The organism is Janthinobacterium sp. GMG2 (genome assembly GCF_033949445.1).
GTDB classification, from domain to species: domain Bacteria; phylum Pseudomonadota; class Gammaproteobacteria; order Burkholderiales; family Burkholderiaceae_D; genus Janthinobacterium; species Janthinobacterium aestuarii.
Genome location: NZ_JAXAWA010000001.1, coordinates 170,751 through 185,577 on the forward strand (window position 1 = coordinate 170,751; position 14,827 = coordinate 185,577).

Here is a 14,827-nt window from a genome sequence, read left to right on the forward strand (position 1 = left end):
GGCTCGCCGCCATCTCCCCTTGAGCGCCGCGCGTCTTCATGTCAGGCTGTTTGGTTGACGCGGGTATACCGCTGCTGGCGCGACTGTTGCCAGGATCGGCTTGCCAGCTGGCACCAAGATCAGGCTGGCCGTAAGCGTGGCCACCATGTGCGCCAGCCTGAAAGGCACTCCGTCTCTCAGTGATGTGGCGCCGTCCTCTGGCGCGATACGGCGACCTGCTCAGGACCGCGCCGGGTAAAAAAGGCCAGACCAGGCATGCGCACGGTCTGGCCTTGATTTTTACAAGCGCGACAGACGCCGCTACTGTTTTTAAAATTGTAATCTTATTATAAATAATAGTGTTTTTTGCCCGGCACGCCGTGGAACTGATCGATCAGGCTTCCTGATGATCATTAATGGCATCTACTCTTTGCAATGAAAGGACATCCGCATATATGGAACCTGATTTGCCGGGAGTTGTTCACTATTGACCGCCGATGGCGGTTGGTGATCACCTACAATGTACGCTTCAGTACACCCCATATCAGTACTCATGCTCAAGGTGGCTACCATGCTGCCAATGGCATTGCGCGCAACAATTTGTGAATCGCCGATAGCATCGATATCCCGGAAGTACTGGGTTGGAGTTTCGAGCATGGACGAGGCGACCGGTTCATGGCTGGACAATGAAAGCATGTATAAAAATGCCTTATCTTCATGACGTATCAATTCAATACCAAAAGTAATCATATCCTCATCACAAATGCCTGCAAATGGTCCTGGGCAGGTATTGAGTTGCCGCATTTCCGGTTGAAAGTATGCATTATCGATACCCAAGTGCTTCCAAACAGTATCGCGCGCATAAAACATTTTTTGATAACCATGCACTCCAAAAACTTCATACCCCTTGTTTTTCATATACGCAGGAACGCAGTTATCGGCAACCGATGAAAAGTTGGTGCCAGAATCGAGTTTTATATATTGGGAACATAACTCGCGGATCTCTCCCTGCATGGTAGAACCGTGATAGTCGGTAAAACCTGAGTCAAGCACTTTGACACCGTCGCGTTGTAACCGCTTCTTAACTGACACCAACGAAGCCTGGCTCTCTCCCCATGACTCCACAACCATCAAAACCATCTTTTGGGGCATCTTTTCTGCACCCTTGATATGATTTAAAAATGTTGGCTCGGCAGTTTTTCCCAAAAAGTTCTTGTCACTAGAGATATCATCAAGAAACAATGTTTTTATTGCAAACGGCGATGGTGTAATGATCGCTTTCCGTAGCGATGTTGGACCCACATCAAACATCGACATGATGGATTTTAAAATAAGTAAAAAAACTCCAATAATTAATGCAAATTTTCTGAATCCTAGGGAACTTCTTCTATATATGTCGGAGAAAACGAAGAATGACATTACTGCCACAAATAAAAAGCAGGTAACTAATACAGGCGTAGGAGCATTTCCCATTACTGTAAAGAAATAGAAATTATAAGCGTTCGGCCTGATATTCCAATTTGCCAAAATGGAAATTAAAAAGACAAAGAACCAGACGGTCTTTATCAAGAGAGATAGCCAAGGCTTGAGGCGTTTTTCCATGTAAGGAAAAAACAGCGGCTCGATACATATGTATATCCTGCCGAATGCAAAACTCCAGATAATGCTGGGTAACAACATCCATAAAAAACAGCGAACATATACGAATTTTTTAGATTGAAGAGAAAGAAATCGATCTTCTTGTAGTGTATAAGGTGAACTCATGAATTTGGAAATGCAAAAAAGGAATTTTATTGGCGCGAGGAAGAATCTCAGAAAGCACCAAAAGATGTGAATATTTGGCAATGTTTTTTTTGGGTATTTATTGTAACACGCTTGTCATAAATTCTGCCTAGCATACCCACATTCAAAAACGCCGTATAGTCGTGCAAAAAAAAACGCTGTATTTGGCTCATTTTTGTGACAGTTCAGTGGCAGTGAACCAGCTGGTCTTGAAGCAGGCTGTCTTGCACTGACGTGGCCAAGCTGGCCGGAAATGTGTTGGTATGCTTTTGTCCTGAGCTGCAGTGCAACGTCGAAGTGTGGGCTCGACGACCGGGCATCATGTCATCGACACTTCGAATACCCGGCATCGTTCGGCGACGCAGCCTCGCATGGACAGAGCTTGGTAGCAGCGATTGCACTGGAATGGCCTGCGATAGCGTATGGCTTGGCCTTTTGATTCTTCAGCAGGCCAAATTTTGGACGCGAGGTTAGCAGTGTTTAGGCGAAGACGTCGGCATTGGCCAGCAATGCGCCAAGTTTGTCCTTACCCGACAAGAGCGGTTCGCCATCCAGCGGCCAGTTGATGCCGATTGCCGGGTCATTCCACAGGAGACTACGTTCAAATTCCGGTGCCCAGTAATCGGTCGTTTTGTAGAGGAATTCAGCGCTGTCGCTGGTGACCAAGAAGCCGTGGGCGAAGCCTTCAGGAATCCATATCTGGCGTTTGTTAGCCGCTGATAAGGTCACGCCTGCCCACTGGCCGAATGTCGGCGAGCTCTTGCGGAGGTCGACGGCAACGTCGAATACTTCGCCGGCGGTGACGCGTACGAGTTTGCCTTGCGGCTGCTGGATCTGATAGTGCAGGCCGCGCAACACCCCCTTGGCCGACTTGGAATGGTTATCCTGTACGAAGTTGCGGATGACGCCGGTCAGTTCGGCAAAGCGCTTCTGGTTGAAGCTTTCGTAGAAAAAACCCCGATCGTCGCAGAACACGGTGGGTTCGAGAATCAGGACATCCGGTATGGCGGTTTTTTGAATTTGCATGATGTGAAATGAGCGGTGCAGCCTTTAGTATATTTTTTCTTCGAGCAGGCGCAGCAGGTATTGACCATAGGTGTTCTTTTTCAAGGGTTGCGCTAATGCCTTGAGCTTGGCAGCGTCGATATAGCCGCGACGGTAGGCGATTTCTTCAGGGCAGGCGATTTTCAAACCTTGGCGATTTTCGATGGTGGCAATGAATTGCCCAGCTTCCAGCAGAGATGCATGCGTGCCTGTATCGAGCCATGCCATGCCACGTCCCATCAATTCGACGTTCAACTGGCCAAGTGCCAGATAGGCACGGTTAACATCAGTGATCTCCAGTTCGCCTCGCGGAGAGGGAGCGATATTGGCGGCAATGTCACACACCTGGCTGTCGTAGAAATACAAGCCGGTGACGGCGTAGTTCGATTTTGGCTTGAGCGGCTTTTCCTCTATGCTGATGGCACGACGTTGTGCATCGAACTCCACCACGCCATAGCGTTCCGGATCGTTTACGTGATAGGCGAACACGGTCGAGCCGCTGGTGCGTGCGGAGGCTACGCGTAACCGCGATTCAAAGTCGTTACCGTAATAAATGTTGTCGCCCAGAATCAGGGCAGACGGTGCATCGCCGACAAACTCCTTACCAATGATGAAGGCTTGTGCCAGGCCATCCGGACTGGGCTGCACAGCATAGGTCAGACTGATACCCCAATTGCTGCCGTCTCCCAGCAACTCCTGGAAGCGCGGTGTATCTTGTGGCGTGGAAATGATCAGGATGTCGCGTATGCCGGCCAGCATCAGCGTGGTCAGCGGATAGTAGATCATCGGCTTGTCATACACGGGCAGCAACTGCTTCGATACGGCCATGGTGACGGGATACAGGCGCGTGCCGGAACCGCCAGCGAGAATAATGCCCTTGCGTTCGATGGTGGTTCCCATTATTTTTGCTCCTGGGCCGTGTCGCGTGCCGCGTAGTTTTTCTCGACCCACTTCAGGTAATCGCCCGACTGTACATCGCGTACCCAGGCCTGGTTGTCCAGATACCACTGGACGGTCTTGCGGATGCCGGTGGCGAAGGTTTCGGCCGGCTTCCAGCCCAGTTCGCGCTCGATCTTGCGCGCGTCGATGGCATAGCGGCGGTCGTGGCCCGGGCGATCCTGCACATAGTTGATTTGTTCGCGATAGCTGCCGGACGTTTTTGGATCTAGTGTATCGAGAATGTCGCACAAGGTATGGACGACTTCCAGGTTGGCCATTTCATTCCAGCCGCCGACGTTGTAGACCTCGCCCAGGCGTCCCGCTTCCAGGACGCGGCGGATCGCCGAGCAATGGTCGCCCACGTACAGCCAGTCGCGCACCTGCATGCCATCGCCATAGATAGGCAAGGCTTTGCCTGCACGGGCATTGCTGATGATGAGCGGAATCAGCTTTTCCGGGAAATGGAAGGAGCCATAATTGTTCGAGCAGTTGGTGGTGAGCACCGGCATGCCGTACGTATGGAAATAGGCGCGCACCAGATGATCGGACGCCGCTTTCGATGCCGAGTAGGGGCTGTTGGGCGCATATGGCGTTGTTTCCGTGAATGGCGGGTCGTTCGGCCCCAGGGTGCCATACACCTCGTCGGTCGAGACGTGCAGGAAGCGGAAGCCATCCTTGGCTTCGCCTGTCAGGCCGGACCAGTAAGCGCGCGCCGCTTCGAGCAGGCTGAAGGTGCCGTTGACGTTGGTCGAAATGAATTCGCCGGGGCTATGGATCGAGCGGTCGACATGGCTCTCTGCGGCAAAATGCACGATGGCGCGGGGCTGGTGTTCTGCCAGCAGACGGGAGATGTGGGCGGTGTCGCAAATGTCGCCGCGTACGAAGATATGCCGCGGGTCTTGCTCCAGGCTTGCCAGATTGCTGAGATTGCCAGCATAGGTCAGTTTGTCAAAATTGACCACGGGCTCATCGTTGAGCGCCAGCCAGTCGCGTACAAAATTGGAACCGATGAAGCCGGCGCCGCCAGTCACTAAAATCATATTGCTTTCCTTGACTTACTTGAACGAATTCGCAGGTGCTCCCCAGTGCGCATTTGTCGTCAATGACTTGCCAAGAGGTATAACTGCGCTATGACATTGTGCATTTTATATTTGATGTCAATCAGCAATATTGTTGCCTGCCCTAATACGCGCCATCTTTTTTGAAAATGACTTTAATCGTTTTAAGCAGGATTACAATGTCATTGAATAAAGACCAGTTCTTGACATACCAGGCATCGAGATAGACGCGCGTATCATAGCTGACGTCGTTCCTGCCGCTCACTTGCCATAAGCCTGTGACCCCGGGTTTCGCCTCAAGATAATAGTCGATCTGGTTGCCGTAGCGTTCCAGTTCCGCATCGACAACGGGACGCGGACCGACCAGGCTCATTTCGCCCTTCAGCACGTTCCACAGTTGCGGCAGTTCATCGAGGCTGGTGCGGCGCAGGAAGTGGCCGATCGAGGTGATGCGCGGGTCGTTCTTCAGTTTGAAATCACGGTCCCACTCGGCACGGGCTTCAGGATCGCGCTCCAGCAACTCCTTCAGCAAAACGTCGGCGTTCACGGCCATGGTGCGGAACTTGTAGCAGAGAAAATGCTTGCCATTCTGGCCTACGCGTTTGTGGCCATAGAAGATGGGACGGCCTGATGCCATGACCTTGGCTGCGATCCACAGCAAGATGGGGGCGCCGATGATCAATACGCCGACCGAGGCTATCAGATCAAAGCAGCGTTTAATCAGCTGCAAGCCTGGCCGCGCCAGGTTATTGCGCATGGTCAGCAGCAGCACTTCATGTGCAAAGAAATGGTTCACTTCCATGCCGTACAGGGGAAGTCCACGGACGGCAGGTACTACTTGCATATTGGCAACGCAACGGCTGACCTGCTGGATCATGCCCTGATAAGCGTCGATGCCGCCTTGCTCCAGGGCGACAACCGTATGCGGGTCGCCCAGCAGTTTAAGCGTTTGTTCCGGTTTTTCGCCCAGCTGAATGCAGGGTACAATTTGCTTGCTGCGGTTGACATAACGATGTTCGAGGCGGCCTTGACCTTCGGGGATCAGGAACGCAATCAGGCGGTAGCCCATTAACGCTTCCTCATCGAAAGCGCGCGCTGTTTGCAAGGCGTTGTCACCCCATCCGATGATGACCATGGGGCGTATCCAGCCGCCAGCTTTCATCAGCAGGTATTTGATCATGCCACGCAGCAGCAAGACACAGCATGGCACCAGCAGCCAGGTAGCCAGCAGTGCCTCGCGTGAGGAGTCGCGCTTGTCGAGGAAGACCAGGGCAGCATCGATCAAGCCCATGACCATGACGATCTTCATCAGTTCCTTGATTTCATTCGAGTACGGACGGCGCTTGGCATGATGCCCCTTCAGCTTGAAGATAGCCAGGGTGACCAGAGATAGCAGGCTGTAACTGAGCAGGCGCGAGCTATCCAGCCCGAAGCTGTTCAAGTCGGTGGCATCGAGGATCCATTTGCCAGCAAACCAGAATGCAATGAACATGGCAAGTGCATCGGCAAAGGTGAGAAAATATTTTTCTGCCCTATTGCTGCAATACCATTTCACTTCTTGTACAAAGATGCCTTCGATTGGTTTCATAATGACTTGCTAAACCTTATAAACTTCAGTGTGAATTTTTTTTGCGATGCCGACTGCGTGGTGATGACGTATTTGGTGGGTCAAGCGCGGCCGTAGCGGTCTTCAAAGCGGACAATATCGTCTTCCCCAAGGTAGCTACCCGATTGAATCTCAATCAATTCCAACGGTAGCTTGCCCGGGTTGGCCAGAGAATGGACAACGCCGAGGGGGATGTAGGTGGACTGGTTTTCGGTCAGCAAATATTCCTTGTCGCCATTGGTGATCTGGGCAGTGCCCGATACCACGATCCAGTGCTCGGCGCGGTGGTGATGCATTTGCAATGACAGCTTGGCGCCAGGCTTGACCGTAATCCGCTTGACCTGGAAGCGGTCGCCATTGCCGATGGAATCATAGGAACCCCACGGACGGAAGACTTCACGGTGCATGGTGGCTTCGGGGCGTTCCCTGGCGATCAGTTGCGCGACCATGGATTTCGTTTGTTGTGCCTGATCCGCATCCATGACCAGCACGGCATCGGCTGTTTCGACGATCACGGTATTGCGCATACCGATGGCGGTGACCAGGCGGCTACCGCTGTGCACCAGGCAATCGTTGCAATCCTGGATCAGTACATCGCCGTGGGTGCTATTCTGGCTGGCATCCTTTTCCGCCACATCGAGTACGGCTTTCCATGAGCCGATATCATTCCAGCCCGCATCGAGGGCGATCGTGGCGGCATGGCCGGTGCGTTCCATGACGGCGTAGTCGACGGCGATATCGGGACTGGCAGCGTAGGCATCCTTGTCCAGGCGAATGAAGTCAAGGTCGCTCTTCGCGGCGGCAATGGCAGCGCGGCAAGCGGCCAGTACGGCAGGTTGGAAACGCTCAAGCTCTTCCAGGTAACGGCTGGCGCGGAACAGGAACATGCCGCTGTTCCAGAAGTAATCGCCGCTGGCAATATATTGTTCTGCAAGCGCCAGGGCCGGCTTTTCGACGAATTCAAGTACGCGCTGGATCTGCCCGGTTGCCATGCCTTCGGCGCGGATATAGCCGTATCCTGTTTCTGGTCCCGTTGGCGTGATGCCAAAAGTCAGCAAATTACCTGCTTCAGCAGCCGTGCGTGCCAGCGCGATCGCGCGATGGAAAGCCGGGGTATCCAGTATGACGTGATCCGATGGCAGCACCAGCAAGAGTGGATCTTCGCCGTTCTCCATCGCATGCAAGGCGGCTGAGGCGATCGCCGGCGCCGTATTGCGGCGCATGGGTTCAAGTAACATGCGGCTATTTTCCAGGCCGATTTCACGCACTTGCTCCGCGATGATGAAACGCGACGATTCGTTGCATACCAGCAGTGCTGGCGACACGGTGTCGATGCCCGCCAGCCGCTGCAGCGTTTGTTGCAGCATGCTGCCCTGAGTCGACAAGCGCAGAAACTGCTTTGGGAACGCTTCGCGCGAAAGCGGCCATAAACGTGTGCCGGAACCACCACAAAGAATTACCGGTAAGAGGGGAATAGTCATTTATGCTTCAATTTAAATTTAGTATTGGATAGAACTGAATAATTGGTCATTTGGGTATTAAAACTTGCCCGGCTTGCCGCGCTTATATGCTGCGGCGTATGTACTGGCAAAACGTCAATATTGTTAGTGGGGGCAATATTTTAATAAATTACAGGAATCTTTGTATTTTCTCTCGACGCGCTGGAGTCTGAGAGGCGCGCACTTTAGCGCGTCCTGTATTGTAGTTTGCTACCCTGGTATTTCTACTTGGCACACAACGTTTCAAGCAAAAAAGCAACAAACACGCACACAGCCGTCATACTAAGGAGTAACACCGCTCCTGCCGCACAGTCCTTGGCAATCTTGATGCTCGGATGTAGCGATGGATGGAGGTGGTCAATCAGATGCTCCAGCGCGGTATTAAATAATTCCGCAGCCAGAACCATGCCGCAATTGAGCAATAGCAAGGCCCACCACATCAGGGCTGGTTTGTACCAGCAAAGTACGATGAACACCATCAAGGCAGCCAGGCATTGCAGGCGAAAGCTCGATTCCAGGCGGAAGGCGGCGCTTATTCCTTGCAGAGCAAATCCCATGCGCTTGAAGAAAGATTGGTTCTTCATGGCAACTGTAGCGATGGCGTGGGATATGTCAATGGCATGAAAGCGGATCTCTTAAGAAATGGATGAGGATCGCAGGCGTGATCATACGATATGGCATTATTCGTACACAGCAGAAAGACTGCTGCCAATCTTTTTGATGTTGGATAAAAAGTAAAAAAGCCCGTTTTCAAATGAAAAGGGCTTTTATTGCAATAGCTAAGATATTTGAGTATGTCAACTATTGCGGTACCAGGCCTTCATCTTTCGGCTTGAGATCAAGCTGCAGAATGGACCTACCTGTCGCTGCCTGGGCAGCCAGGTATTAATGGTGGGTTGGGGTGGTGTGCGCGGTGGTCGAATCCGAGCTGGCGGCACCGGCCACAACGGCAACTGCTGCGCCGATTGCGATCATGGTGCTGACGCTCAGGCCGGCAACGGTGGTGCCGGCAGCAGCGCCAGCTGCTGGTGCAGCTGCTGCTGGTGCAGGAGCTGGTGCCGATTGAGCCATGGCTTGTGCGGAAGCGAAGCACAGGATTGCCGAAGCGATCAGAATTTTCTTCATGGGATATCCTTTTAGGTTGAACAGCGGGAATGCTAAACTGTCACGCGATTGTAGCAACATTTCTCTTGCTAGTCTGCGCCACACCGTTCACGGTGACAATAATTTATTCTATTTTAGCCGTATACCAGACCATTCACCGTGCCTGACAGCCTGTGATGTTGTTCTTTATTAACAAAAACGCTACCTCGCCGATGCGGCCGTCTTATCTTTTTATTCAATGTCGCGAGAGTTCCTGATGAATTCGACAGCGCCGCACAAGTTTGCCAAGTCCTTGCCATCGCGCGTAAAATGCAGGCTTCGCGGGTGTAGCTCAATGGTAGAGCAGAAGCTTCCCAAGCTTACGACGAGGGTTCGATTCCCTTCACCCGCTCCATTTTCCGCTGGCGCCTGGTTTTGTGCGGCGCGGCCACTATTTTCCTCATTCCCATGTCTTCTGATACCCCAGCAAACGGCCCGGCGCGGCCGATGATGTACGATCCGACCGAACACCGCATCCGCAGTTTCGTGACCCGCGCAGGACGGCTGTCTGTCGCGCAGGCGCGCGCACTCGAGACCCTGGGGCCGCAGTTCCTGCTGCCTTTCGCCAAGGAGTCCATGGACTTCGAGCAGGTCTTCGGCCGCAAGGCGCCCGTCATCCTGGAGATCGGCTTTGGCATGGGCGCGACGACGGCGCATATCGCCAAGGCCATGCCGGAGAAGGATTTCATCGGCGTGGAAGTGCATACACCCGGTGTTGGCAGCCTGTTGAAGCTGATCGGCGAAGAGTCGCTGACGAATCTGCGCTTGCTGCAGCACGATGCCGTGGAAGTGCTGACGCACATGATTCCTGCCAATTCGCTGGCCGGTATCCACGTGTTCTTCCCCGATCCATGGCACAAGGCGCGCCACAACAAACGCCGCCTGATCCAGTCGCCGTTCGTCAAGCAATTGACCGATCGTCTGGCGCCGGGCGGCTATCTGCATTGCGCCACCGACTGGGAAGATTACGCAGTGCAAATGCTGGAAGTGCTGGGCGCCGAGCCGCAACTGCGCAATAGCGCAGAGGGCTACGCGCCCCAACCCGCATATCGTCCACTGACCAAGTTTGAAAACCGCGGCTTGAAGCTGGGCCATGGCGTGTGGGACCTGGTGTTCATCAAGAAATAACCTGGCGGTTTGCCCACCTGTGCCGTTGGCACGAGAAAAAGCCTGCCGCGGCGACGCCGCAGGCTTTTTTATGTACGCGCTATCGTGCGCTGGCTAGGCAAGGTGGGCGAATTACGGTAGTCTTATCTTTTTTGCATTGATTGATATTATGTCCAAGAAAATACTCGTGACCGGCGCATCCGGTTTCATCGGTTCGCATACCTGTGTCGAATTGCTGGCTGCCGGCTTTGAGGTAGTCGCGATGGATAATCTGTGCAACAGCGCGCGCGAAGCGATGGCGCGTGTGGAGCGCATTGCCGGCAAAAGCGTGCCCTTCTATGAGGCGGACGTGCGCGACCGCACGGCCATGGCCGCCGTCCTGCGCGAGCACACCATCGATGCCGTGATCCATTTCGCAGGCTTGAAAGCCGTGGGCGAATCCGTGGCGCAGCCACTGATGTATATGGATAACAATGTATCGGGCACCGTGGCGCTGCTGGAAGTGCTGGCGGCGGCGAACGTGAAGCGTTTTGTGTTCAGTTCGTCGGCCACCGTGTATGGCGATCCGGAAGCCTTGCCGATCCTGGAATCGTCGCGTCTGTCCGTGACGAACCCGTACGGCCGCTCCAAGCTGATGGTCGAGCAGATACTGGCCGATCTCGTGCATGCCGATGCTCAATGGCAAGTCGGCGTGCTGCGCTATTTCAATCCGGTCGGTGCGCATGCCAGCGGCTTGATCGGCGAAGATCCGGCCGGTATTCCGAACAATCTGATGCCCTTCATCGCCCAGGTGGCCGTCGGCCGCCGCGAGCGCCTGGCTGTGTTCGGCAACGACTACGATACGCCGGACGGCACGGGCGTGCGCGACTACATCCACGTGGTCGACCTGGCGCTGGGCCACGTGGCCGCGTTGAATCGCCTGTTTTCCACCGAGGGCGGCTTTACCGTCAACCTGGGCACGGGCCACGGCTACAGCGTGCTTGACACCTTACGCGCCTTCGAGGTCGCCAGCGGCCGCAAAGTCCCTTACGAGATCGTGCCGCGCCGCCCCGGCGACATCGCCAGCTGCTACGCTTCGGCCGACAAGGCAAAGGAGTTGCTGGGCTGGCAAGCACAGAAAAACATCGACGACATGTGCCGCGACCACTGGCGCTGGCAGCACCAGAACCCGCAAGGCTACCTTGCCTGAGAGAAGAGAGATTTACTTAGTTTTGGCATAGCAGTAATGCATCTTGCCAGTTTGGTAATCCGCAGAAAGTCTCCATCAGTTTCTGCGACGACAGTACCGAATTGGCAGGTCGCTGCGCCGGGACCGGGTACTCGGATGCCAGTATCGGTGTCAGCTGCGGCTTTTTTGTGACCGATGCATGGGCCATGATCGCTTCGGCAAAGCCAAACCACGTGGTTTTTCCTTGAGCCGTCAAATGGTAGAGCCCGGAGTGCCCGTCCCACCACGCTTGCTGGTCGGCGGCGGCCAAGCTTTGCGCTACGATGTGCGCGGTGGTATCGGCGATGGTACGGCTCCATGTCGGAGCGCCGAATTGATCTGACACGATGTTCAGCGCGTCACGCTCCTGGGCCAGGCGGCGCATGGTGAGCAGGAAGTTTTTGCCATGCGTGCTGTACACCCAACTGGTGCGTAGAATAAGGTGGGTTACGCCCGTGGCTTGAATGGCTTGTTCGCCCGCCAGCTTGCTGCTGCCATAAACATTCACTGGACAGGTAGGATCAGTTTCCAGATAGGCACTGTCCTTGTTGCCATCGAACACGTAGTCGGTACTGTAATGTATCAGTGTGGCGCCAAGCTTTTTGGCTTCCTCTGCCATGACGCCGGGAGCTTCGCCATTGATGCGCAGTGCCAGTTCAGGTTCCCGTTCCGCGTGATCGACTGTGGTATAGGCGGCAGGGTTGACGATCAGCGTAGGCTTCACACGGCGAATGACGTCCCGCACCTGTTGCAGATTGCTCAAATCCATTTGACTACGGTCCAATGCTATGACCTCGCCCAAGCCTTGCAGGCTGCGTTCGAGCTCATAGCCTACCTGGCCAGTTCTTCCTGAGATTAAAATACGGCCCATGAGTATTCCTGTTTATATTGGTGTCAATAGTATGCCTGAAGGTGGCTGGATTCAAAGTTGACATGCGCCACCCATAAAAAACCCCGCTGCACATCACTGTGCAGCGGGGTTTTTTTTGTAGTCTTCCTAGCCGGATATTATGGGTAGAGGCCGCGCACTTCGCGAGCCTGCAGCACGCGCGTGCACGCCAGGATGAAGGTGGCGGTGCGCATCGACACTTTCTTCTCTTGCGACACTTGCCATACCGAGTCGAACGCTTCGCGCATGATGCGGGTCAGGCGGCTGTTGATTTCTTCTTCCGTCCAGAAGAAGCTCGAGAAGTTCTGCGCCCATTCGAAGTAGCTGACGGTCACGCCGCCGGCGTTGGCCAGCACGTCCGGCACGATCAGCACGCCGCGGTCGGTCAGGATGTCGTCCGCTGCCGGCAGGGTCGGGCCGTTGGCGCCTTCCAGGATGATCTTGGCGCGGATGACTTGTGCGCGTTCAGCCGTGATCTGCTGTTCCAGCGCGGCCGGGATCAGGATGTCGCAATCGATGCCCCAGAAATCTTCGCGTGGCACGAATGCCTCGGCGCCCGGGAAGCCTTCGACGCTGCCCACTTCGGCCACGTGTGCCAGCAATTGCGGGATGTTCAAGCCGCCGGAGTGCACGACGGTCGTTTTGTGGTCTTGTACCGCGACCACTTTCGAGCCGGCCTCAGCGAACATGCGTGCGGCGACGCCGCCCACGTTGCCGAAACCTTGCACGATGACTTTCGCGCCTTCGAGCGACATGCCGACCTTGGCGGCCGCATCGCAACCGACGACGAACACGCCGCGGCCCGTCGCATCGCGGCGGCCCAGGCTGCCGCCCAGCGAGATTGGCTTGCCCGTCACCACGCCGGTCGACATATTGCCGCCGATCATGGCGTAGCTGTCCATCATCCACGCCATGACTTGTTCATTCGTGTTGACGTCCGGCGCCGGGATATCCTTGTTCGGTCCGATGATCATGCTGATCTCGCTCGTGTAGCGGCGGGTCAGGCGTTGCAGTTCGTTGCGCGACAGGGTCTTCGGATCGACACGGATACCGCCCTTGGCGCCGCCGTATGGCACGTTGACCGCTGCATTCTTGACCGTCATCCAGGCCGACAGGGCCATCACTTCCGACAGGGTCACGTCCTGGTGGAAGCGCACGCCGCCTTTGCCCGGGCCGCGCGACAGATTGTGCTGCACGCGGTAGCCTTCGTAGTGGGCAATGGTGCCGTCATCGCGCTCGATAGGCACGTCGACCGTCAGGATGCGCTTTGGACGCTTCAGCGTTTCCACCCAGCGCGACAGGTTGCCCAGGTATGGCGTAACGCGGTCGATCTGCTCGAGGTAGACGCCCCATGGGCCAAGGTCTTCAGGATTGAGGTAGGAAGGAAGTGCGTGCTTGCTGGTCATGCTTGATAAGCTCCTGGACAATACGAATACGTTAGAGGCACAGCCGAGATGCAGCTGCGCGCAGCGGAACCGCATCGTAGGCGATAGCCTCATGCCCCGGCCAATGCTTTGTGCGCATCCGGTTATGCATTTATTGCATAGTTATATTGCCAGGATTGCCAGTCAGGATCGGGCAGCCTCGGCTGCGCGCTTGCGGCGCTTGCCTATGCGCGCTTTGCCATCTTGCGCCTGCACCAGGTACTGCCACAGGCTTTCGACGATCTGCTTGCCAGGGCGCAGGCTCGATGGGCGCTCGCGATATAAACGGATTTCCAGCTCGATTTCCCAGCCGGGCGCGCCGCCGTCGGCGCGTGCCAGATGCTTGTATTTGACGTCGCGCATGACGGCCGATTCGGGCAGGAAGGCGATGCCGCGGCCTTCCAGGGCCATCATTTTGAGGCCTTCGGCCATGTCCGTTTCATAGCAGGTTTCCAGGAACAGGGGCGCCTTGGCGTCGGCCAGCAGCAATTCCACCATGCGTCCCAGGTAGGCATTGCTGGTGTAGGAAAGGAAGGGCAGCGGCTCCTTGGCGCTGCCTGGCAGGACGAAGTCCGGCACCTTGTCCTGGCCGCAGCGCGCATACGCGCGCAGGGTTTCGCGGCCCATCACCAGCATGTCGTAGCGGCCCGGGTCCAGCTGCACCGGTTGGCGCGGATGGTGGTAGCACAGCAGCAGGTCGCAGCCGCCATCGACCAGCTGCAGCACGGCGTCGTGCACGTTCAGGGCCATCAGGCGGCTGTTGATCGGCGCAAAACCCTCTTCCAGCGCCGTCAGCCACTTCGGCATGAAGGTCAGCGACAGGGTATGCGGCACGGCGAAATCGACGCTCGTTTGCGTGGCCGCCCGCTTGCCGCGCAACAGGGCGCGCACGCCGTTGATCTGCCCCAGCATTTCCAGCGCCTGCTCGTAGAACACGGCGCCGGCCGGCGTCAAGCGCGTCGGGTAGGAGGTGCGGTCGACCAGGTCGATGCCGAGCCAGTTTTCCAGCGACTGGATGCGCCGTGAGAATGCCGGCTGGGTGACATGGCGCAGGGCCGCGGAACGGCTGAAATTATGCGTTTCAGCGAGCGAGATGAAGTCTTCCAGCCATTTGGTTTCCATCGCGGGACCGTTCCGTTATCAAGGGCAC

The 14,827-nt window shown here is 55.6% G+C and carries 13 protein-coding genes and 1 tRNA gene; 3 read left to right on the forward strand and 11 right to left on the reverse strand.

Annotated elements, in window-relative coordinates:
• Positions 1–402 precede the first annotated feature (402 nt).
• From SKZ59_RS00735 to SKZ59_RS00770, 8 genes are all read right to left on the reverse strand, one after another.
• A complete protein-coding gene (locus SKZ59_RS00735) occupies positions 403–1,743 on the reverse strand; it encodes a sulfatase-like hydrolase/transferase (RefSeq protein WP_319990527.1) in 1,341 nt (446 codons plus the stop codon).
• A 498-nt stretch (positions 1,744–2,241) separates the two neighbouring features.
• The gene (gene rfbC / locus SKZ59_RS00740; RefSeq protein ID WP_319990528.1) at positions 2,242–2,787 is read right to left on the reverse strand and encodes a dTDP-4-dehydrorhamnose 3,5-epimerase; all 546 of its coding nucleotides are present in this window, start codon (positions 2,785–2,787) and stop codon (positions 2,242–2,244) included.
• A gap of 24 nt (positions 2,788–2,811) precedes the next feature.
• Entirely contained in the window at positions 2,812–3,705 is an 894-nt protein-coding gene (rfbA, locus tag SKZ59_RS00745; RefSeq protein WP_319990529.1) for a glucose-1-phosphate thymidylyltransferase RfbA, read from the reverse strand.
• Positions 3,705–4,784, reverse strand: coding sequence for a dTDP-glucose 4,6-dehydratase (gene rfbB / locus SKZ59_RS00750; RefSeq protein WP_319990530.1), 1,080 nt, complete (start codon positions 4,782–4,784; stop codon positions 3,705–3,707). Before rfbB ends, rfbA begins: the two co-directional genes overlap by 1 nt.
• Before the next feature lie 142 nt (positions 4,785–4,926).
• Complete coding sequence (gene wbaP / locus SKZ59_RS00755) at positions 4,927–6,390, reverse strand: undecaprenyl-phosphate galactose phosphotransferase WbaP (protein WP_319990531.1); 1,464 nt, start codon at positions 6,388–6,390, stop codon at positions 4,927–4,929.
• Between the two features lie 80 nt (positions 6,391–6,470).
• Positions 6,471–7,889: a mannose-1-phosphate guanylyltransferase/mannose-6-phosphate isomerase gene (locus tag SKZ59_RS00760; protein WP_319990532.1), complete on the reverse strand. Its 1,419-nt coding sequence runs from the start codon at positions 7,887–7,889 to the stop codon at positions 6,471–6,473.
• A gap of 242 nt (positions 7,890–8,131) precedes the next feature.
• Complete coding sequence (locus tag SKZ59_RS00765; RefSeq protein ID WP_070302894.1) at positions 8,132–8,491, reverse strand: diacylglycerol kinase; 360 nt, start codon at positions 8,489–8,491, stop codon at positions 8,132–8,134.
• Positions 8,492–8,792: 301 nt separating this feature from the next.
• Positions 8,793–9,032 (reverse strand): hypothetical protein, encoded by a 240-nt coding sequence (locus SKZ59_RS00770; protein WP_139143361.1) that lies wholly within the window; start codon positions 9,030–9,032, stop codon positions 8,793–8,795.
• 299 nt (positions 9,033–9,331) lie between these two features.
• Between SKZ59_RS00770 and SKZ59_RS00775 the strand changes: the two genes are divergently transcribed.
• The 3 genes from SKZ59_RS00775 to galE all read left to right on the forward strand — a co-directional run bounded on the left by SKZ59_RS00775 (position 9,332) and on the right by galE (position 11,346).
• Positions 9,332–9,405: transfer RNA gene (locus SKZ59_RS00775), tRNA-Gly, on the forward strand.
• A 92-nt stretch (positions 9,406–9,497) separates the two neighbouring features.
• Positions 9,498–10,178 (forward strand): tRNA (guanosine(46)-N7)-methyltransferase TrmB, encoded by a 681-nt coding sequence (gene trmB, locus SKZ59_RS00780; protein WP_070302896.1) that lies wholly within the window; start codon positions 9,498–9,500, stop codon positions 10,176–10,178.
• 148 nt (positions 10,179–10,326) lie between these two features.
• A complete protein-coding gene (gene galE / locus SKZ59_RS00785) occupies positions 10,327–11,346 on the forward strand; it encodes a UDP-glucose 4-epimerase GalE (RefSeq protein ID WP_319990533.1) in 1,020 nt (339 codons plus the stop codon).
• 16 nt (positions 11,347–11,362) lie between these two features.
• Here galE and rfbD read toward each other — a convergent pair whose 3' ends face one another.
• The 3 genes from rfbD to SKZ59_RS00800 form a co-directional block, all read right to left on the reverse strand.
• A complete protein-coding gene (rfbD, locus tag SKZ59_RS00790) occupies positions 11,363–12,235 on the reverse strand; it encodes a dTDP-4-dehydrorhamnose reductase (RefSeq protein ID WP_319990534.1) in 873 nt (290 codons plus the stop codon).
• A gap of 137 nt (positions 12,236–12,372) precedes the next feature.
• Entirely contained in the window at positions 12,373–13,659 is a 1,287-nt protein-coding gene (locus SKZ59_RS00795) for a Glu/Leu/Phe/Val family dehydrogenase (protein WP_034745922.1), read from the reverse strand.
• A gap of 162 nt (positions 13,660–13,821) precedes the next feature.
• Positions 13,822–14,799: a LysR family transcriptional regulator gene (locus tag SKZ59_RS00800; protein WP_319990535.1), complete on the reverse strand. Its 978-nt coding sequence runs from the start codon at positions 14,797–14,799 to the stop codon at positions 13,822–13,824.
• Positions 14,800–14,827 lie beyond the last annotated feature (28 nt).

Coding starts and splice junctions, on each gene's coding strand:
- SKZ59_RS00735 (WP_319990527.1), bottom strand. CDS start 1,743: ATGAGTTCACCTTATACACTACAAGAAGATCGATTTCTTTCTCTTCAA.
- rfbC (WP_319990528.1), bottom strand. CDS start 2,787: ATGCAAATTCAAAAAACCGCCATACCGGATGTCCTGATTCTCGAACCC.
- rfbA (WP_319990529.1), bottom strand. CDS start 3,705: ATGGGAACCACCATCGAACGCAAGGGCATTATTCTCGCTGGCGGTTCC.
- rfbB (WP_319990530.1), bottom strand. CDS start 4,784: ATGATTTTAGTGACTGGCGGCGCCGGCTTCATCGGTTCCAATTTTGTA.
- wbaP (WP_319990531.1), bottom strand. CDS start 6,390: ATGAAACCAATCGAAGGCATCTTTGTACAAGAAGTGAAATGGTATTGC.
- SKZ59_RS00760 (WP_319990532.1), bottom strand. CDS start 7,889: ATGACTATTCCCCTCTTACCGGTAATTCTTTGTGGTGGTTCCGGCACA.
- SKZ59_RS00765 (WP_070302894.1), bottom strand. CDS start 8,491: ATGAAGAACCAATCTTTCTTCAAGCGCATGGGATTTGCTCTGCAAGGA.
- SKZ59_RS00770 (WP_139143361.1), bottom strand. CDS start 9,032: ATGAAGAAAATTCTGATCGCTTCGGCAATCCTGTGCTTCGCTTCCGCA.
- trmB (WP_070302896.1), top strand. CDS start 9,498: ATGATGTACGATCCGACCGAACACCGCATCCGCAGTTTCGTGACCCGC.
- galE (WP_319990533.1), top strand. CDS start 10,327: ATGTCCAAGAAAATACTCGTGACCGGCGCATCCGGTTTCATCGGTTCG.
- rfbD (WP_319990534.1), bottom strand. CDS start 12,235: ATGGGCCGTATTTTAATCTCAGGAAGAACTGGCCAGGTAGGCTATGAG.
- SKZ59_RS00795 (WP_034745922.1), bottom strand. CDS start 13,659: ATGACCAGCAAGCACGCACTTCCTTCCTACCTCAATCCTGAAGACCTT.
- SKZ59_RS00800 (WP_319990535.1), bottom strand. CDS start 14,799: ATGGAAACCAAATGGCTGGAAGACTTCATCTCGCTCGCTGAAACGCAT.